At 40.3% G+C, this 20,310-nt stretch carries 22 protein-coding genes; 3 read left to right on the plus strand and 19 right to left on the minus strand.

From position 1 onward, the window contains the following. Positions 1–100: 100 nt before the first annotated feature. The 7 genes from LKD41_RS01355 to leuB all read right to left on the minus strand — a co-directional run bounded on the left by LKD41_RS01355 (position 101) and on the right by leuB (position 9,266). Positions 101–1,012, minus strand: coding sequence for a mechanosensitive ion channel family protein (locus LKD41_RS01355; protein ID WP_117946864.1), 912 nt, complete (start codon positions 1,010–1,012; stop codon positions 101–103). A gap of 31 nt (positions 1,013–1,043) precedes the next feature. After that, entirely contained in the window at positions 1,044–2,282 is a 1,239-nt protein-coding gene (locus LKD41_RS01360; protein WP_117946863.1) for a DUF1015 domain-containing protein, read from the minus strand. A 120-nt stretch (positions 2,283–2,402) separates the two neighbouring features. Beyond that, a complete protein-coding gene (locus LKD41_RS01365) occupies positions 2,403–3,566 on the minus strand; it encodes a phosphoglycerate dehydrogenase (RefSeq protein ID WP_022243047.1) in 1,164 nt (387 codons plus the stop codon). Next, positions 3,566–4,648 (minus strand): 3-phosphoserine/phosphohydroxythreonine transaminase, encoded by a 1,083-nt coding sequence (serC, locus tag LKD41_RS01370; protein ID WP_227700172.1) that lies wholly within the window; start codon positions 4,646–4,648, stop codon positions 3,566–3,568. The genes LKD41_RS01365 and serC overlap by 1 nt, the downstream gene beginning before the upstream one ends. A 52-nt stretch (positions 4,649–4,700) precedes the next feature. Next, on the minus strand, positions 4,701–6,374 hold the full coding sequence (ilvB, locus tag LKD41_RS01375) for a biosynthetic-type acetolactate synthase large subunit (RefSeq protein ID WP_227700173.1): 1,674 nt from the start codon (positions 6,372–6,374) through the stop codon (positions 4,701–4,703). 58 nt (positions 6,375–6,432) lie between these two features. Beyond that, positions 6,433–8,115, minus strand: coding sequence for a dihydroxy-acid dehydratase (gene ilvD / locus LKD41_RS01380; protein ID WP_227700174.1), 1,683 nt, complete (start codon positions 8,113–8,115; stop codon positions 6,433–6,435). Positions 8,116–8,165: 50 nt separating this feature from the next. Continuing rightward, entirely contained in the window at positions 8,166–9,266 is a 1,101-nt protein-coding gene (gene leuB, locus LKD41_RS01385) for a 3-isopropylmalate dehydrogenase (protein WP_022243051.1), read from the minus strand. Positions 9,267–9,812: 546 nt separating this feature from the next. Here leuB and LKD41_RS01390 point away from each other — a divergent pair. Further along, positions 9,813–10,154, plus strand: coding sequence for a phenylpyruvate tautomerase MIF-related protein (locus tag LKD41_RS01390; RefSeq protein ID WP_227700175.1), 342 nt, complete (start codon positions 9,813–9,815; stop codon positions 10,152–10,154). Positions 10,155–10,241: 87 nt separating this feature from the next. On the opposite strand, the gene LKD41_RS01395 is transcribed toward LKD41_RS01390, so the two are convergent. Genes LKD41_RS01395 through LKD41_RS01400 form a run of 3 tightly spaced genes read right to left on the minus strand, consistent with a single transcriptional unit; the run spans position 10,242 to position 12,033 of the window. After that, positions 10,242–10,775, minus strand: a complete 534-nt coding sequence (locus LKD41_RS01395) for a hypothetical protein (RefSeq protein WP_227700176.1) — start codon at positions 10,773–10,775, stop codon at positions 10,242–10,244. Between the two features lie 22 nt (positions 10,776–10,797). Next, positions 10,798–10,926: a hypothetical protein gene (locus LKD41_RS15630; protein WP_255669398.1), complete on the minus strand. Its 129-nt coding sequence runs from the start codon at positions 10,924–10,926 to the stop codon at positions 10,798–10,800. Positions 10,927–10,947: 21 nt separating this feature from the next. Then, entirely contained in the window at positions 10,948–12,033 is a 1,086-nt protein-coding gene (locus LKD41_RS01400) for a CT620/CT621 family type III secretion system effector (protein WP_227700177.1), read from the minus strand. A 160-nt stretch (positions 12,034–12,193) separates the two neighbouring features. Here LKD41_RS01400 and LKD41_RS15885 point away from each other — a divergent pair, with 160 nt between their 5' ends. Next, entirely contained in the window at positions 12,194–12,355 is a 162-nt protein-coding gene (locus LKD41_RS15885) for a helix-turn-helix domain-containing protein (RefSeq protein ID WP_255669400.1), read from the plus strand. 46 nt (positions 12,356–12,401) lie between these two features. Here the strand turns inward: LKD41_RS15885 and LKD41_RS01410 are convergent, their stop codons facing one another. The 8 genes from LKD41_RS01410 to tgt all read right to left on the minus strand — a co-directional run bounded on the left by LKD41_RS01410 (position 12,402) and on the right by tgt (position 17,778). Then, positions 12,402–12,992, minus strand: a complete 591-nt coding sequence (locus tag LKD41_RS01410; RefSeq protein ID WP_117947655.1) for a hypothetical protein — start codon at positions 12,990–12,992, stop codon at positions 12,402–12,404. A 78-nt stretch (positions 12,993–13,070) separates the two neighbouring features. Then, entirely contained in the window at positions 13,071–13,454 is a 384-nt protein-coding gene (locus LKD41_RS01415; RefSeq protein ID WP_227700178.1) for a PAS domain-containing protein, read from the minus strand. Continuing rightward, complete coding sequence (locus tag LKD41_RS01420) at positions 13,438–14,418, minus strand: nucleotidyl transferase AbiEii/AbiGii toxin family protein (protein WP_227700179.1); 981 nt, start codon at positions 14,416–14,418, stop codon at positions 13,438–13,440. The genes LKD41_RS01415 and LKD41_RS01420 overlap by 17 nt, the downstream gene beginning before the upstream one ends. Continuing rightward, positions 14,405–15,169, minus strand: a complete 765-nt coding sequence (locus LKD41_RS01425) for a type IV toxin-antitoxin system AbiEi family antitoxin domain-containing protein (protein ID WP_022243056.1) — start codon at positions 15,167–15,169, stop codon at positions 14,405–14,407. Before LKD41_RS01425 ends, LKD41_RS01420 begins: the two co-directional genes overlap by 14 nt. Positions 15,170–15,483: 314 nt before the next feature. Beyond that, positions 15,484–15,702, minus strand: a complete 219-nt coding sequence (locus LKD41_RS01430; protein WP_118087383.1) for an aspartate dehydrogenase — start codon at positions 15,700–15,702, stop codon at positions 15,484–15,486. After that, a complete protein-coding gene (locus LKD41_RS01435; protein ID WP_331470866.1) occupies positions 15,662–16,018 on the minus strand; it encodes a nucleotidyltransferase domain-containing protein in 357 nt (118 codons plus the stop codon). The genes LKD41_RS01430 and LKD41_RS01435 overlap by 41 nt, the downstream gene beginning before the upstream one ends. A gap of 176 nt (positions 16,019–16,194) precedes the next feature. Further along, positions 16,195–16,530, minus strand: coding sequence for a preprotein translocase subunit YajC (gene yajC / locus LKD41_RS01440; RefSeq protein WP_022243061.1), 336 nt, complete (start codon positions 16,528–16,530; stop codon positions 16,195–16,197). A gap of 96 nt (positions 16,531–16,626) precedes the next feature. Next, positions 16,627–17,778, minus strand: a complete 1,152-nt coding sequence (tgt, locus tag LKD41_RS01445; protein ID WP_117840953.1) for a tRNA guanosine(34) transglycosylase Tgt — start codon at positions 17,776–17,778, stop codon at positions 16,627–16,629. 145 nt (positions 17,779–17,923) lie between these two features. Here tgt and aroC point away from each other — a divergent pair, with 145 nt between their 5' ends. Then, complete coding sequence (aroC, locus tag LKD41_RS01450; RefSeq protein ID WP_227700180.1) at positions 17,924–19,027, plus strand: chorismate synthase; 1,104 nt, start codon at positions 17,924–17,926, stop codon at positions 19,025–19,027. An 87-nt stretch (positions 19,028–19,114) separates the two neighbouring features. On the opposite strand, the gene coaBC is transcribed toward aroC, so the two are convergent. Continuing rightward, positions 19,115–20,308, minus strand: a complete 1,194-nt coding sequence (gene coaBC / locus LKD41_RS01455) for a bifunctional phosphopantothenoylcysteine decarboxylase/phosphopantothenate--cysteine ligase CoaBC (protein WP_227700181.1) — start codon at positions 20,306–20,308, stop codon at positions 19,115–19,117. Between the last annotated feature and the right edge of the window lie 2 nt (positions 20,309–20,310).

A 20,310-nucleotide genomic window follows, 5' to 3' on the forward strand; every position in this document is an offset into this window, starting at 1 on the left:
CAATAAATCTAAAAAGTTGCACAAAATTGTGCACGACTACATGACTAACAGTAGCATATTTTCCAATATTTGTCAAACTTTTTCACTTTTTTGTCCGATTTTATACCGGATTCTTTACGTTGACATCAAGCTGCGGGAATGGAATTTCGATTCCATTTTCATCCAGGGCATTTTTCATCTCCTCAGTCAGTGCCCAGCGGATATCCCAGTATAAATCAGTCGGCACCCACACTCTTGCACCAATGGTAACACTGCTGTCTCCCAATTCCGATACAAAGACCTGCACCGCCTCGTCCTTAAGCCGGCGTTCTTCGGAAAGAAGCAACTGCTCTATCACAGCCTTCGTCTTCTTTAAATCCGCCGAATAGGACACCCCTACTTCCAGGTCAATCCTGCGTTTCTCACTGTAGGTTACATTGGTAAGGCTGCTGTTGGCTAAGATTCCATTTGGAATTACGATAATCTTATTGTCAACACTCTTTAACTTGGTGTAGAAAATCGAAATCTCTGTTACCGTTCCTTCGTTGCCATGGCTGTCTTCTACAATATAATCCCCCACTTTAAACGGTTTTAACATCAGTATTAATACGCCGCCGGCAAAGTTGGCTAAGCTTCCCTGCAGTGCCAGGCCTACCGTCAGTCCTGCAGAACCTGCAATTGCCATTACAGATGTGGTTGCAATTCCAAAAAGCGAAAGAATGATTACAATCAAGAAGAAATATCCAATGCACTTGACCAGTGCATCCATAAACTGTTTTACACCCTTGTCAGCATCCTTTTTATCCAGCCATTTCCGGACGAGTTTCCGGAAAAGTTTGATTAACTTTACGCCAATGGCATATACCACGCAGGCAATCACCACCTGAAAGAGAAACGCCAGTAAATCCGGCACCAGCCCCTCCAGGTAAGTACGTACCACGCCCGGTTTCTTCATCTGTTCAATAGTATCGCTGACTTCTTCCGCTGTAATGCCCTCTGTGCCGGCTTCTAATGCGGTCAGATAAAATCCCATTTTAATATCCTCCAGTTATTTATGAAAGTTATTATGAAAGTGCATGAACAAATAATCCACTGCGAAGTTTTGGCTCAAACCAGGTGGATTTCGGCGGCATCAGTCTTCCGGCATCTGCTACTGCAAACAGCTCTCCGATGCTGGTCGGATACATGGCAAATGCCACTTTACAGTCACTATGTACTCTGCGCTCCAATTCCTCCAGTCCACGGATTCCACCTACGAAATCAATCCGCTTATCGGTCTTTGGGTCTTCAATGCCAAGTACCGGATGCAGTAACACATTCTGTAAAATTGATACGTCCAGCCCATCTACCGGGTCACTGCTTAAATCCGCTTCTTTCATCCGGCAGGCATACCAGTTATCCCCAAGGTACATGCTGAAACTTCCTTTTTCCGTTGGATGAACCGCTTCCTTCTGTGGCGTGCCCACTTCAAACAGGTCGTTCATCTTTCCAAGGAATTCCTCTTCTGTCATTCCATTTAAGTCTTTTACCACACGGTTATAATCCATAATCATAAGCTGGTCATCCGGGAATAATACGGATAAGAAATAGTTAAATTCCTCAGTTCCGTCATAATCCGGATGCTCTGCTCTCCGCATCAGTCCTACCTTTACCGCGGATGCTGCACGGTGATGACCGTCTGCGATATAGATTTCTTTTATCTTTGCAAATGCTTCCTCGATAGCCGCAATATCTTCTGCCTCTACAATTCTGTATACACGATGTCCGATTCCATCCTCTGCCACAAAATCATAAAGAGGTGCTGTCTTCTTTACCTTCTCTACCACTGCATTGATGACATCATTGGAACGGTATGCTAAGAAAATCGGTCCGGTCTGTGCATCACAGATATTTACATGGTTGATTCTGTCCTGCTCTTTATCTGCTCTGGTATTCTCATGTTTTTTAATGACCTGATTCTGATAATCATCAATCGAAGCACAGGCTGTAATACCGGTCTGCACCCTTCCGTCCATGGTCAGTTCGTAAATATAATAGCACGGTTTCTCTTCTTTTACGAAATCACCTTCTGCTACCATATCCCAGAGCATGTCATGGGCTTTCTTATATACCTCCGGTGCATAAGTGTCTACGGAATCATCAAACTGTGTCTCGGCACGGTCAATGCGAAGAAAGCTTTTGTCATGTCCTTCTACCGCTTTCTTTGCTTCTTCTCTGTTATATACATCATACGGAAGCGCTGCAATCTCTGCCGCCTCATCCTCTCTTGGTCTGATACATAAAAATGGTCTGATATCTGCCATTGTTTTCTCCTTCCTGCGTAATTGCGAAAAACACGCTTTGTGAGTTTCCTGCGTAAGAGAAATGGACTGTCGCGGCGTAACCGGGCAGTCCATATATTATCTTTTTCTCACCTGCATTTATTATTTTACAATACGAACCTTTAATACACCATCTAAGGTCTGAAGTTTCTCTTCTACTTCTTTAGTAACAGGTGCATCCACATCAAGCAGTGTACATGCATAATCGCCACGGCTCTTATTAGTCATATCAGAAATGTTGATATTTGCATCTCCTAAAATAGAAGTATAGCTGCTAATCATTCCCTTTACGTTACGGTGTAACAGTAACAGTCTTCCTGCACTCTTGCACTCGCCCATATTGCAGTCCGGATAGTTTACAGAATGTGTAATATTTCCATTCTCTAAGAAATCACGAATCTCTTTTACTGCCATTACTGCACAGTTATCTTCGGATTCTTCGGTAGAAGCTCCAATATGAGGAGTTACGATACAGCCTTTCTTTCCAACTGTGGTTGGATTTGGGAAGTCGCTGACATATTTTGCAATCTTTCCTTCCTCTAATGCTGCTACCATTGCCTCTTCATCAACCAGTAAGTCTCTTGCAAAGTTCAATACTACAGTGGTAGGTTTCATCATTGCAATTGCTTCTGCATTAATCATTTTCTTGGTAGAATCTAAAAGCGGAACATGAATTGTGATATAATCACAGTTCTTGTAAATTTCTTCTACAGCATTTACATGATTTACATTGCGTGATAAGCTCCATGCAGCATTTACAGAAATGTATGGGTCATATCCGTATACTTCCATTCCAAGATGTGTTGCAGCATTTGCTACTTTAACACCGATGGCACCAAGTCCGATAACGCCAAGCTTCTTTCCTGCAATTTCGCTTCCGGCAAAGTTCTTCTTCTGTTTCTCAGCAAGTTTTGCAACATCTGCATTGCCTTCCTCGCCTTTTACCCATTCGATTCCACCGACTACGTCACGGGCTGCCAATAACATTCCTGCAAATACCAGTTCCTTTACACCATTTGCGTTTGCACCCGGTGTATTGAATACTACGATACCTGCTTCTGCACATTTATCCAATGGGATATTATTTACACCTGCACCTGCTCTTGCAACAACTTCTAAAGTCTTTGGAAGTTCCATGTCATGCATTGCTGCACTTCTTACTAAGACTGCCTGTGCATCTTTGATATCATCTACTTTGTTATATTCATCTGACAAAAGGTCTAAGCCTACACCAGCGATTGGATTTAAACATGTATAGTTAAACATTATGCGTTCTCCTCCTCAAACTTCTTCATAAATGCTACCAGCTTCTCAACACCCTCTTTTGGCATTGCATTATAAATGCTGGCACGCATACCGCCAACGGTTCTGTGTCCCTTTAAGTTTACAAAACCGGCTTCGGTTGCTTCTTTGACGAATTTTGCATCTAAGTCAGCATCACCGGTAACGAATGGTACGTTCATAAGAGAACGGTCTTTTGGAACTACAGTTCCCTTGAATAACTTGCTCTGGTCTAAGAAATCATAAAGAATCTTAGCTTTCTCTTCGTTACGCTGTTTCATAACTTCAAGTCCGCCCATCTTCTTTAACCATTTGAATACTTTACCACAGATATATATGCCGTAGCATGGTGGTGTATTGTAAAGAGAATCTGCGTCTGCCTGAGTCTTGTATTTTAACATGGTAGGTGTTCCCGGAAGAACATCATCTCTGATTAAGTCTTCACGAATGATTACAATTACAACACCTGCAGGTCCAACGTTCTTCTGAACGCCGCCGTAGATTACTCCGTATTTGGTAACGTCAACCGGTTCTGATAAGAAGCAGGAAGATACGTCTGCTACTAATGTATGTCCTTTGGTATTTGGAAGTTCTTTGAACTTGGTTCCATAAATCGTATTGTTTTCACAGATATAAACATAATCTGCGTCTTCCGGAATATCCAGATCTGAACAATCCGGAATATAAGAGAAGGTCTTATCTGCAGAAGATGCTACTTCTACTGCATCCCCATACATTTTTGCTTCCTGGTAAGCTTTCTTAGCCCACTGTCCAGTTACAATGTATGCAGCTTTCTTATTTTTCATCAGGTTCATTGGAATTGCAGCGAACTGCTGGGAAGCTCCACCCTGTAAGAATAATACCTTGTAATTATCCGGGATATTCATTAAGTCTCTTAAATCAGCTTCTGCCTCTTTGATGATGTTGTCATATACTTTGGAACGATGACTCATCTCCATTACGGACATTCCACATCCTCTGTAGTCTAACATCTCATCTGCTGCTTCCTGTAAAACTTCTTCCGGTAATACTGCCGGACCTGCAGAAAAATTATATACTCTGCTCATTTTCTAATTCCTCCTCACTTCTTACACATATCTTTCTGTATGTAATGGCTTATTATTTTAAATCTTCCTCGGTAAACACCTCAGATATAGCTGCCCCCGGTGCTACCATTGGCCACACCTTATCATCACTATCAATTATACAGTCTATAACAACTGGTGTACTACTTGCAAGTGCTTTTTTCAAAATATCGACAAATTCTGCCTGACTGGTTGCACGATATCCCGTTGCTCCCATGGCTTCTGCCAGTTTTACAAAATCTACTCCATCGTCTAAAACAGTTGCAGAATAATGCTTCTCATAGAAAAGTGTCTGCCACTGTCTTACCATTCCAAGCACATGGTTATTGATGATAACTTCGATTAACGGAAGCTTCTGACGGACTGCTGTTGCAATCTCATTCATATTCATACGGAAACATCCGTCACCGGCAATATTGATAACCTGTTTATCCGGATTTGCTATCTGCGCACCGATTGCTGCCCCCAGTCCATAACCCATGGTTCCAAGTCCGCCGGATGTCAGAAGTGTTCTCGGCTGTTTGTATTTATAATACTGTGCTGCCCACATCTGATGCTGTCCGACCTCCGTTACCATGATAGCATCTCCGTTGGTCTGACGATAGATTTCTTCGATTACGAACGGACCGCTTAATCCTTCCGGATGATAGCTCAATGGATATTCTTTCTTGTATTCCATGATGTGCTCCATCCACTCTTTATGCTCCATCGGAGATAACATCGGATTGATTCTTGCAAGAATCTTCTTTAAATCACCAATCACGCTGTTTGTTACCATGATATTTTTATTAATCTCTGCCGCATCCACATCAAACTGTAAGATTTTTGCATGATGGGCAAATTTCTTAGCATTTCCAAGCACACGGTCTGAGAAACGGACACCTACTGCAATCAGAAGATCGCACTCGCTGACTCCAAGATTGGAAGTCTTGGTTCCATGCATTCCAAGCATTCCGGTATAACGTTCATCCGTTCCGTTAAATGCACCTTTTCCCATCAGGGTATCACAAACCGGTGCATCCACCTTATCCACAAATTCTCTCAATTCATCCGAACAGTCGGAAATTACGGCACCGCCGCCCACAAAGATATATGGTTTTTTCGCTTTCTGAATCAAAGCTACTGCTTCTTCTAAATCTTCCTCCCGGATGGTTTCTGTCACACGCAGTACCGGTTCAATACGCTGTGCTTTATATTCTGCCTTGTTGGCAGTGACATCCTTTGGAATATCCACAAGAACAGGACCCGGTCTTCCTTTTTTTGCAATGCGGAATGCCCGGCGGATGGTATCTGCCAGATCATTGACATCTTTTACAATAAAGTTGTGCTTGGTAATCGGCATGGTAATTCCTGCGATATCAATTTCCTGGAAACTGTCTTTGCCAAGAAGCGGCACATTGACATTACAGGTAATTGCTACCATTGGAACAGAATCCATATATGCGGTTGCGATTCCGGTTACCAGATTAGTTGCACCCGGTCCGCTGGTGGCAAAGCACACCCCAACTTTTCCGGTGCTTCTTGCATATCCGTCTGCCGCATGGGAAGCTCCCTGCTCATGGGAAGTTAAAATATGTTTTATTTCATTACTATGTTTATATAACTCATCATATACATTTAAAATTGCACCGCCCGGATAACCAAATACCGTATCCACGCCCTGCTCTTTCAAACATTCTATTACGATTTCAGCACCTGTTAAGAGCATTGAAATTTCCTCTCTTTCCAACTTATCTTTCTGCTGTATATTTACAGATTACCGGTTCTTATTTTTCTTCCCCGGCACCTGGAATCTGTAAAATTGCACCGCGGTTTCCTGAAGTAACCATGGAAGCATAACGTGCCAGATATCCGGTTGTTACCTTCGGTTCTCTTGGCTGCCATTTTGCTTTACGGGCTGCCAGTTCTTCATCGGATACTGCAAGCTCTAACTTCATTTCCGGGATGTTAATCCTGATGATGTCGCCTTCTTCTACCAATGCGATTGGTCCGCCTACGGCTGCTTCCGGTGAAACATGACCGATGGAAGCTCCACGGCTTGCGCCGGAGAAACGTCCGTCTGTAATCAATGCTACGGAAGAACCAAGTCCCATTCCTGCGATTGCAGAAGTCGGATTTAACATCTCACGCATACCAGGGCCGCCTTTTGGTCCTTCGTAACGGATCACGACTACATCACCGGCAACAATTTTTCCACCTTTGATTGCAGCAATGGCATCTTCCTCACAGTCAAATACTCTTGCCGGTCCTTCATGAACCATCATCTCTTCTACGACTGCAGAACGTTTTACAACACCGCCGTCCGGAGCAAGATTTCCTTTTAATACGGCAAGACCACCGGTCTTACTGTATGGATTATCCAGCGGACGGATAACTTCCGGATTCTTATTGACTGCATCTTTGATATTCTCGCCTACGGTCTTACCGGTTACGGTCATACAGTCTGTATGTAAAAGTCCTGCATCTGCTAATTCTTTCATGACAGCATAAACACCGCCGGCTTCATTTAAGTCTTCCATATAGGTCGGGCCTGCCGGTGCCAGGTGGCAGAGGTTCGGAGTCTTCTCACTGATTGGATTTGCAAAGGAAATATCAAAATCAAATCCTACTTCATGTGCGATTGCAGGCAGGTGAAGCATACTGTTGGTAGAGCAGCCTAACGCCATATCTACGGTCAGTGCATTTAAAATCGCATCCTTTGTCATAATATCTCTTGGACGGATATCTTTCCGATACATATCCATAACTGCCATTCCGGCATGTTTTGCTAATTTGATACGCTCGGAATATACGGCAGGAATAGTTCCGTTTCCACGTAAACCCATACCAAGTGCCTCGGTCAGACAGTTCATGGAATTTGCGGTATACATACCGGAACAGGAACCACAGGTCGGACATACTTTCTCTTCGTATTCTCTTACTTCTTCCTCTGTCATTGTACCTGCTGCATAGGAACCTACTGCCTCAAACATGGAAGATAAGCTTCTCTTACGTCCCTTTACATGACCAGCTAACATCGGACCACCGGAAACAAATACGGTAGGAACATTAATTCTTGCTGCTGCCATCAGAAGTCCCGGTACATTCTTATCACAGTTTGGCACCATAACCAGTGCATCAAACTGATGGGCTAATGCCATACATTCGGTGGAATCTGCAATTAAGTCTCTTGTTACCAGGGAATATTTCATTCCGATATGTCCCATGGCAATTCCATCACAAACTGCAATTGCAGGGAATACAACCGGTACTCCACCTGCTTCTGCAACACCTAATTTTACAGCGTTTACAATTTTATCCAGATTCATATGGCCCGGTACGATTTCATTATAAGAACTTACGATACCAACCATTGGTTTCTTCATTTCTTCTTCGGTAAATCCCAAAGCGTTAAAAAGACTTCTGTGCGGAGCCTGCTGCATTCCGGCTTTTACATTATCACTCTTCATCTTTATTCTTCCTCTCTTTTTTATTGTTCTGTCTGAAAATTTCTTATCTCTTACAGATTCTCTACGATTAAGTCACCCATTCTGGCTGTTCCTACCTGGGTTACGGTTGCTTTCTTTGCTTCTTCCTGTGGCATAATGTCAATGGTACGATAGCCTGCCTTTAATACCTTCTTTACGGCATTTTCAATGGCATCTGCTTCTTTATCGAGATCAAAGGAATATCTTAACATCATCGCTGCACTTAAAATGGTTGCAATTGGGTTTGCAATTCCTTTTCCTGCGATATCCGGTGCAGAACCGCCGCTTGGCTCATAAAGACCGAATTTCGTATCATTTAAGCTTGCAGAGGATAACATTCCGATGGAACCGGTTACCATACTTGCTTCATCGGATAAAATATCTCCAAACATATTCTCAGTTAAAATTACATCGAACTGCTTCGGGTCTTTTACCAACTGCATGGCACAGTTATCTACCAGCATATGCTCATATGTTACTTCCGGATAGTCCTTTGCTACTTCTTCTACAATCTTTCTCCAGAGTCTGGAGGAATCCAGTACGTTTGCCTTATCCACGCTGGTTACTTTCCTGCGGCGTTTCATGGCAATGTCAAATCCACGCTTTGCAATTCTGCGGATTTCATTTTCGTTATATGTCAAAGTATCGGTTGCCGTCATCACACCGTCAACTTCTTCTGTCTTTCTCTCGCCAAAATAAAGTCCGCCGGTCAGCTCTCGCATAATCATCATGTCAAATCCGTCTCCGATAATATCGTCACGCAGTGGACATGCTTCCTTTAATTCTTCATAAAGGTATGCCGGTCTTAAGTTTGCAAAAAGGTTCAATGCTTTTCTTAATTTCAAAAGACCTGCCTCTGGGCGAAGGGATGGCTCTAATTTGTACCAAGGTGATGTTGCTGTATTTCCTCCGATGGAACCCATCAGAACTGCATCTGCTGCTTTTGCATGTGCAATGGCATCATCGGTCAGCGGTACACCGGTTGCATCGATTGAACAACCGCCCATCAGTATCTCGTCATATGTAAAGGTGTGTCCGAATTTTGCTCCAATGGCATCTAACACCTTTCTTGCTTCGCTTACAATCTCCGGTCCAATTCCGTCACCGGCAATTACTCCAACATTATAATTCATGGGTAAATCCTTCTTTCTTTTCCTATTGCATGCATCCCAATTTCATAACTACTGATTATGGTAATGCTCATTATCCTATATCATAGCTTATTTATCCGAAGAATTCAATAAATTTTACCATTATAGTTTCTCATAGTATTTATAAACTGTGGTTATATTCTATTCTCTTGATATGATTTGTTGTTATTATACAAATCTTTTTCTTGTCAGATGGGGACTGGTACAGTAGACTTGAGGTAGGTATTTTATAGGAGTTGAGAAAGGTTCTATGATTCATCAGATATGGATGCAAAGCAAACCGGTAAGAGGCAGCAGGCATTTTCCTAGTATGCCTGACATCGTACGGCAACCGGTGCAGATTCACATCCATGTTCAAGCTGCACCTCACCGTCACATCCATGTGCCGGTGCTGCCTGATATTGTACGAAATGCCAGGCGCCTCTAACCGTTTGCTTCAAGCATCCATATTCTGATGAATCATAGCTTTTTCACTCTCACCTATATAACGAGCCAATTAACTTATCAATTTGCAAGGAGGATTTTCAAATGCCATTTATTAACATGAAAACTACTGCTACTTTAGATATTGCAAAAAAAGATGCCCTGTCCAAGGAGCTCTGCATCATCACCAGAGACTGTCTCGGCAAAGGCGAGAACTGGGTGATGACCGGGTTCGAAGGGAATGCTTCTCTTTGCTTTCTAGGAAGCACCAAAGATATTGCTTATGTAGAAGTAAAATGCTACGGTTATCCGACCAAGCCACAGATGAATCTTATGACAAGAAAAGTCTGCACGCTCTTAGAAGAAGAACTTGGTATTCCGAAGAAACGAATCTATGTTGCTTACTTCCCGACTGAAGACTGGGGATGGAATGACAGTAACTTTTAGGGGGATTGGAAAAGGCATATCACACAGATAGCTATACGTCGTGTGATATGCCTGTCTTTTTGTGTCTTATTCTATGACAACCCTATCTTATGATTTCCAGTTCCAGTCCTCTAAAAAGCTCATCAGTTTATACCAGTTATCTACCGGTTCCCAGATTACAGAATCCTGATTATCAGGGTCTATACAACCCAAGCAAAACTCTTTTACTGGCTTTTCTTTCACTTTATAAAATTTCCATATGAGTCCATTTGTATAAATTACTTTTCCATAAGAATTAAGATGTCCTTCTATCTGCTCTGTTATCTCCATATTATCATACGGTCGTTTTGCTTCTATGCACCCATATTTAGCTGCATCTCGACTTTTCTTCCTTTCCAACACAACAAAATCCGGGAAACCTGCTTCCCCTTCTAAATTCTTTGATAATTCCGTTCTTTTTCTTGCAGTTACATCCCTTAAAGAAATTTTCTTTCCACTCTTTGTTCCCCGGATAATCTCCGCCAGAAGAGAGTACAATTCGCATTCCACAATACAATTCTGTATCATAGCAAGTTCTATTTCTTCCTTGAATGTCTCATACTTATCTGCTAATACTTTTTTCTCCTGTTCTGTAAATTCCATCACTCTGTCTCCTTTGTATTTATTATTTTATATCTGTGCCATTAACACAACTAATTTCAACCAGAATGCCATCTTCACAGACAGCACTCCAGCCAAAAATAGAATTATTATTTTTACCGGCTATTTTATTTCCACCAACATAAAATTTCATAAAATATTTCTCCTTTAAAAATTAATTAAATGTATAAAGAACATTACCATATTGATCACAAGCATAACCAATAGTTCCACCTTCTACACTCCAATAACATGTATTATCATCAGCTTGAGTCCAACTATATCCTTTTCCACTATTCCAAGCATCATAAATAACCTGCGGAGCATTAAAATGTCCATCTAAAGCAGTAATAGCCCAAGAATCCTGTGTCAAGCCACCTCTAGATGGAGTACTCGATGAAGAATTATTACTTGAAGAACTGCTGCTATTGCTATTTGAATCGTTATTTGAAGCGGCTGATTCTTTCTTTTTCTTTTCTTCCTGTTTCTTCTTTTCAGCTTCTTCAGCTGCTTTTTTTTCTGCTTCTTCAATCTCTGATACTTTATTAGTGTAAGTTTCAACATTACTATCGATATTAGAAATAATATCTGTAAAATGATCAGTACCTAAATTTGTTAATTCATCTTTTAAAGTATTTAAATTTGTAATTGCAGTATTTAAATCATCTTTTGAAGCATTATCAACGTCACTGATTACATATGAATTATACGTATCATTATAATTTGAAACAATATTATTAATTTCATCATTAATTGTATTGATATAACCTGATAAAGTATCTTTAAGATCATTTTTATCATCAGAGGATAAAGCATTATCCTTCTTTAATTCATCATTAATATTATTTAAATTACCGATAATAGTATCACAATTGGTAATACTTTTGTCATTCTCAAAGTTTTCATTTTCTTTATCAACTAAATCATTAAAATAATCAACGAAATAATTATACATTTTCTTATTTGTCTTTGAATAATTCTTATACCAATCCTCCTTTCTCTCTTTCTTGCTCTGAAAATATTTTTCTATCACTGCGTTAATTTTTTCATCAGATTGAAAAGATGCATATATTTCTTCTTTTTTTGCCTCTTCACTTTCCTCTTGAAAAGATTGTAAATACGTTTCTATTGCTGTCTCACCCTCTGCCAGGCTCTTTTTCTTTGCCTGTCTATCAAGGCTTATCTTAATTACAGCTCCCAGTGCTACCACAATGATACAAACCACTATACTCGCCAATATTATTTTTGTTTTCTTTTTCATCTTCATCACTCCTGTACTTTATTTTTGGCAATTTCAATCATAGCACATTGTGGATATATTCACAATGTTATGTTCAACAATATTTCTCTAAAATTAGATTCATCATACTAACAGAAAGGAATGATTTGCTATAATAAGCTATGAACCCCTGTGGAATACCATGAAATCCAAAAAGATATCCCAATACCAGCTTCTAAAGATGGGCATTGACAATAAAACCCTGGACGGCTTAAAACATAACAGAAATATTACTTTACTCACTGTAGAAAAGCTTTGCAAAATCATAGAATGTACCCCAAATGATATTATTGAATTTAAATAGAGCGATACACCTTTGTCGATGTACCGCTCTCTATATATACTAGTCCTTATTCTCTTTTCACAAATTGTAATATCTGAGATGCTATTTGTTCCGATGAATCTTCAAATCTAATTGGTATATTATAATAAACTGCCTCATCATCATAATTCACATCATCCCCACCATGCATCGGATAATTCTGTAATGAGAAAGGTTCCTTTCCCTGATACACTTTTATTTGCATAGCATTTAAAATGCAATTCACCTCTGTTTCCGATTTAAAGAAACGTATTGCTGTAACATCATATCGTACATCCTTATATATCAGTGGGATATACTGAAATAATTTATCACTTTCACACTGGATTGTATCTCTGCAAATAACAGCCCTGCCACTTCCCATACTTTGAACAAGACTACTATCTGATATGCAAATTATTTTTCTAATTTCTTTCAGCTTATTTGCAATAGCGTCTGAACAACTCTTTCCAATTCTAATATCCTTTGGAAAAATATGTACATTTTCACAATTACGCTTATCAAATAAAAAATTAGGATGTTTTTCTATATCTTCCTGTGTTGGAATATATGGTGTCAATTCATAATTTTCATTAAAAATGTATAATTTTCCAATATTGTATTTTTCATTTATCTTCATTGTTCTTATCTCCTTTATCTCATTCTACCCGCTCTATAAAATATATTACAACTGTAAGAAGGATTATCGAATGTCCTTTTACCACAAATCATATTTTTTCATGGTTTCCGCATTTCTGAATTCGTGCTTCTCATAATAGCCAATCAGCTTTCCCTCGGCATCCCTTAAAGCAACCATATACACATCTTTATTCTGCTTCACATTATGGGATGTATAGATGAGATTGTGGCTTTCATCTGCTGAGAACCAGTCGATTACCTGCTGGATGCGTTTTTGCGATTCTTCATTATGGCAGTTTAAAAGACTTCTTCCAACAAGGCTTTCACCGCCCCATTTCTCATAGCTTTTTACTGCAGTCGGATTCATATAAATGATTTCGTGCTTTAAATTACATATCACAACAGAACAACGGTCCTGGTCAATGATGCTTTTAAAATATGCTGCGTTAATGTCTGTCTGCATGGTTATGCTCCTTTTCCTTCTGTTCTTTCATTTTCCATATTGCCATAGGATGACTACAAATATTATCTAAAATTATTTTATCATCAAACAACAACTCTGGTCTATACTCTTTTCTTTCAAATGCCTCTAAATATTCTCTTTCTTCTGGTGTCAACATCATAAGTTCCTGTATATATGTTTTTGCCTTCTTCTTTCTCTCTTCCAGATTAAAATTATCTTTCTTCCTCAAAACCGGAAACAAATCTCTCCTGATTTTCGTAAAATTCAAGCCATCAATTGCAGATGTGTCAAAATTCCTGTTAATTACTTCTGCTGATACTGAAGCATAAAATATAATACATTTTCGTAGAAGAATTTCTTCCTCTTTTCCAAATAAACCATATGTTATCATATTATTGAAATCATATAAGTTCCTCGCTGCAGCCCTGCTCATTAATGCATTTGCCTTGGCAGCAAAAATTTCCATCGGATGTAATGTTCGAATCATCACATCTTCCTGAAACATATCCGTCACAATCCTCCGTTTTGTCGGTTCAAACAAATGTGACCGCAAGAAATAATTGATTTCCACCTTGATATTATCCCTATTTCCGCCTGCATTTTGATACAAAAACAAAAATGCATCTAAACTATGGCTATATCTTGATGATTCAGACCGGTAATACCCTGATTCTTCCATATATTCACACAATTGTTCCGTAATCTGTTTTCTATGCATCTGCGTATCATCTTTGGATAAGTTCGGAGTAAAATCTAAATCAATATCTACTGACAAACGTGGCAGATTGAATATTGTCATATTAATTGCAGTACCGCCTTTTAACGCTAAATGCTCCCTTAAATACGCATCACTGTTAATATATTTCAAAACTTCTTTCAACCGTAGCACTTTTTCAAATGTATCTCTGACAAATCCTGCCTGTTTTGCCGCTTTTTCTAATTCAATCTTATTATATGCTATCATCTAACACCCCATTTTTCATGCCATATATATCATTTGGAACAACCAGCTTCCAACTGTTATCATATTTTCCACCCGTCATTTCCTTCGTCAGATATCGCTTACTTTTCCCGATTTTTCCCCTGCAAAATTCAAAAAAATCATCACTTAATCCGAGTTTATTTTGATACGCCAAAAGCAGGTACCCTGTCTTTTGATACAGGAACTGATTATGATACGCTTGCAGATACTGTAACAAACGTTTTTCCTGTAAGTATGTCACTGCTTCTATATCTGCTATTACCTCCTCAATGCCGGCTATTTTGTCCATATCTTTTATACTGTCAACAACTGTCCTCTCCTTAGTTGTCACCCGTATACCACCACTGTACATAATCTCTTCAATACCGATATCACACTTCGAGGCAATATAGCAATAATTATAGCCGTCAAATTCAAACTCTTTAAATGGTGTTTTAGACGAAACATATATATCATAATACACCTGGTCACCCATGCCATAATATTCCATTGCTGTATGATGCGATATATATGATGATTCCGTAATAGCACATCCTATCTGGTACTTGTTTGCAACAGGACTATCTGTTTCTCCACTTATACAAGTGTACATATTCTTTTTTATCCGAACAATGCGCCCCTTATTCAACAACCGTCGAACTGCTGAACAGGCTGATTCCATATTCTGATAAAACTGATTCACATCATTTAATGTAAATACCGGCTTTTTTAACAGTTCATAATATACATCCATAAATGATTAACCTCATTTTTCTTTGATTATTTACTATAATATCTCAATTAACATTTTAATTCGAGTTTATTTTTTTGTTTAAATAGTTTGTTTTTAAACAGTATTGTTGTTTTTTTAAACTCTTTCTTTTCAAAATAGAGCGATACACCTTTGTCGATGTACCGCTCTACATATAGACTATTCGTGCTTTAAATTACATATCACAACGGAACAACGGTCCTGGTCAATGATGCTTTTAAAATATGCTGCGTTAATGTCTGTCTGCATGGTTATGCTCCTTTTCCTTCTGTTCTTGAATTTCTATTATGCCTTGCTTAATATTCCTTTTCTATTTTTCCCTCAATTCCATACATTTTCCGGAAAGTATCAAGGTCTGCCTCATTTTTTATCAGCATTATTTCCTCTATTTTTCCTGTATGGATATCTTTAAAGCCCGCCACCTGTTCTCCATTGCAGATGCTGGCTTTAATAACAGGCTTCTTGTTCATTTTATCATAGGGCAATGGCATGGATTTTTTCTTGAATATTCTCATATAACCTTACTCCCTCTTTCCTTACATTCTCATAAAACGGATATGCTTCACTCCATTTGCGGAAATGTTCATCATTCTTTGTTATCGGCTTAATATCCAGGTCATTATCCATATTAAAATCGAATGTCGCATAAGATAACTGATGCTGATATTGCTTCATTTCCATATCTGTTATGTCAAGCAATATCATGATATCAATATCTGAATCTTCTTTAAAATCCCCTCTGGCGTATGAGCCATACAAAATCACTTCCTGCAAATGCGTTCCATATATTTTTTTAATTTCTGCTATATATTTATCTAACAATTCTTTCATGCTGTATGACATCATTCTCACCTCATTTTCTATGAATTTATAACAATTTCTATTTGTTGCAATTTTATTCTATTATAACATACCTGCATTTTTTCAGGCAACTGTCTGTTCCTTGTATACAAAAAATCCGTGGTTTGTACATCTCGCACACTCCACGGATTTTCTAAGGTCTTATCTTATTTCTTCTCTTTGGTTTCTTTTGCTTCTACTGCTTCTTCCGGTTTTTCGATTGCTGCAATTGCTGCTTTCTGCATTGGGATACGGCAGTTTCTGTTGCTGCCAAACTCAACGATAACAGTATCATCTTCAGATACGTCAATTACGATTCCGTAGAAACCGCTGGTTGTCAGTACGGTATCACCTACTGCTAACTCTGACATCATCTGCTCTTTTTTCTTTGCTTCTTTCTTCTGTGGACGAATCATGAAGAAGTATACGAATACAACCATAATTACTACCCACATAATAATGCTTCCCCAGGCCTGTGCCTGCTGTGATGCTAAAATAGACATTTCTTTTCCTCCTGAATTACAACTTAAGTTCATAAAAAACATTGTACACAAAAAGACTGCGTTTCACAAGTATTTTCCCGATATTTCATTCTTTTTTTAGATTTGTGCCTCTTTTTCACGGTTTATCTGGTTCATACCATAGAGTTTTTCCTCTTTGTATGACTTGTAGCTGCCGGCATCGATGGCGTCTCTGATTTCTTCCATCATAGTGTTGTAGAAATACAGATTGTGTAATACGCAAAGACGCATGCCAAGCATTTCCTTTGCCTTTAATAAATGGCGGACATAGGCTCTGCTGTAGCGGCGGCAGGTCGGACACTGACAGCCTTCCTCGATTGGGCGCATATCCTTTTCATATTTCTTATTGAAAAGATTAATCTTTCCCTGATTGGTATAAAGATGTCCGTGGCGGCCATTACGGGTCGGATATACACAGTCAAAGAAATCCACGCCACGGTCTACTGCCTCTAAAATATTTGCCGGAGTTCCGACACCCATAAGATAGGTTGGTTTCTCAAGTGGCAGATATGGAACGGTCTGGTCTAAGATATCATACATCTCTTCGTGGGTCTCGCCTACCGCAAGTCCACCTACTGCATAGCCATCTAAATCCAATTCACTGATTCGCTTTGCATGGTCAACCCGGATATCCGGATAAATGGCTCCCTGGTTAATTCCAAACAGCATCTGATTTTTATTAATGGTATCTTCCAACCCATTCAGTCTTGTCATTTCAGCCTTACAGCGTGCCAGCCAGCGGGTTGTTCTGGCTACGGATGCCTCTACATATCCACGGTCAGCCAGTGCCGGTGCACATTCATCAAATGCCATGGCAATGGTGGATGCCAGATTAGACTGTATCTGCATACTTTCTTCCGGTCCCATGAAGATTTTCGCTCCATCAATGTGGGAATGGAAATAGACTCCCTCTTCTTTGATTTTACGGAGTCCTGCCAGTGAAAATACCTGGAATCCACCGGAATCGGTAAGGATTGGTTTGTCCCACACCATGAACTTGTGCAGTCCGCCCAGCTCTTTGATTAATTTATCTCCCGGACGTACATGCAGATGATAGGTATTGGATAATTCCACCTGTGTCTTAATCTGCTCTAAGTCTTCGGTAGAAACAGCTCCCTTTATGGCAGCGACCGTTCCTACATTCATAAACACCGGGGTCTGTATATCACCATGTACGGTATGAAAAATGCCCCTCTTTGCTCTTCCATCCTGTTTTAATAATTCGTACATATAATCTCCTGTTTCTGTTCTTTTTACAAATACTATCCTAGCATACCTTGTTTTCGCACTTTTTGCAACTGTGGGATTGCCAGTATCTGAAAAATCTTCTATAATAGAGTCTGACTTTTTTACAAAAACAACTCAGGAGGATGCTATGGCAGGCTCAACTATTGGAACTAACTTTAAAATTACAACCTGGGGAGAATCACACGGATCAGGAATCGGTGTCGTAATTGACGGCTGTCCTGCCGGACTTTCCCTTTGTGAAGAAGATATACAGACCTATTTAAACCGGCGTAAACCGGGACAATCTGCTTTCTCTACCCCGCGAAAAGAGGATGATGCAGTACATATTCTTTCCGGTGTCTTTGAAGGCAGAACCACCGGAACTCCAATCTCACTGATTGTGATAAATGAAAACCAGCATTCCAAAGACTACCGTGAGATTGCTTCCTACTATCGTCCGGGACATGCTGACTTTACCTTTGATGCCAAATACGGTTTCCGGGATTACCGTGGTGGCGGACGTTCTTCCGGTCGTGAGACTATCGGACGTGTGGCTGCCGGTGCGGTTGCCGCAAAGATTTTAAAGGAACTTGGCATTGAGATTCTCACCTACAGTAAGAGCATCGGTCCCATCACCATTGACGAAACCAGATTTGATGCTGCAGAAATTACGAAGAATCCGCTCTATATGCCGGATGCAGATGCTGCTGCAAAAGCCGCTTCCTATCTGGAAGAATGCAAAGCCATGCAGAACTCTGCCGGCGGTATTATCGAATGTGTTATTACCGGTGTTCCTGCAGGAATCGGTGACCCGGTATTCGAAAAAATCGATGCAAATTTAGCCAAAGCAATTTTCTCCATTGGTGCTGTAAAAGGCTTTGAAATCGGTGATGGATTTGCAGTTGCTGCCGCTACCGGACTTACCAACAACGATGCCTTTGTAACGGATGAAAACGGTTCTGTCACAAAAGAAACCAACCACGCCGGCGGTATCTTAGGCGGCATGAGTGATGGCTCGCCGATTGTATTCCGTGCTGCCATCAAGCCGACTCCTTCCATTGCTTCCACCCAGAAGACCATAAATAAAAACGGCGAGGAAATCGAAATCAATATCAAGGGACGTCACGATCCGATTATCGTTCCAAGAGCTGTTGTGGTTGTCGAATCCATGGCTGCCATTACTATTTTCGATGCCATGCTTTCTAACATGAGTGCCCGGATGGATGGCATCAAAGATTTCTACAAGAAATAAAGGCTTCTATCAGAAACAGCAAAATCCCTGTCTGCTACAAGTCACAAACTCAGGTGACCTTCCGCTGACAGGGATTATTATTATTTTCTACGCCTGCATTTTGCTTAGAATCTCATCAAAGATAGCTGAAGCCACTTCATCCTTCGACATAATCGGAAGCTCTTTTTCTTCTGATTCTGTAATCAAAGTTACCACATTGGTATCGGTACCAAATCCGGCTCCCGCTGTCTTAAGATTATTGGCAACAATCATATCAAGCTTTTTCTTTTCTAACTTGGCTTTGGAATTTTCTTTCAGATGCTGTGTCTCCATGGAAAATCCACACAGGAACTGTTTTTCCTTCCGGGCAGAAATGGTTCCCAAAATATCTTTCGTGCGTTCCATTTCCAGCGCCAGTCCACCATCGGCTTTTTTTATTTTCTCATCCGCAACGGTCTTTGGGCGGTAATCTGCTACTGCTGCAGCCATGACTACAATATCCTGTTCTGCAAATGCATCTGTGACAGCCTGATACATCTCTTCTGCCGTAACCACCGGAATTGTATTTACAAAAAAAGGCTTTTCAAGGCTGGTCGGTCCGGTGACCAGTGTTACCTCTGCCCCTCTTCTTGCCGCATTCTTTGCCAGTGCATAACCCATTTTTCCAGTGGAATGGTTGGTCACATAACGTACCGGGTCAATTGCCTCCTGGGTGGCTCCTGCTGTGATGAGAACCTTCTTTCCTGTCAGGTCTTTCTCACAGGCAGCTTCCTGCAGAATATATTCTAACAGTTCTTCCGGTTCCGGAAGTTTTCCCCTTCCGGTATCGCCACAGGCAAGATAGCCTGAGGATGGCTCAATGATGTGATAACCATATTCTCTTAGCTTCTTAAGATTATCCTGTGTTACCGGATTGTCAAACATATGTGTATTCATTGCCGGGGCAAGATATATCGGAGCCTCACAGGCTAACATGGTAGAAGTGAGCATATCATCTGCAATTCCGTGTGCCAGCTTTGCAATGACATTGGCAGATGCCGGAGCAATCATCACTACATCTGCCTCCTGTGCCATGGCAATATGTGCCACATGATATCCGCTGTTGCGGTCAAAGGTATCGTCAATCACCTTATTTCCGGTCAGTGTCTCAAAGGTAACCGGTGATATAAACTGCTCTGCATTTTTCGTCATAATTACATGCACATCTGCGTGCTGCTTTACCAGCATACTGGCAAGCGAAGCCGCTTTATATGCTGCAATACTGCCTGTCACTGCCAGTAATATATTCCTGCCCTTTAACATAT

The sequence above is a fragment of the Roseburia sp. CLA-AA-H209 genome, from assembly GCF_020687575.1.
Lineage (GTDB): Bacteria > Bacillota > Clostridia > Lachnospirales > Lachnospiraceae > Roseburia_C > Roseburia_C amylophila.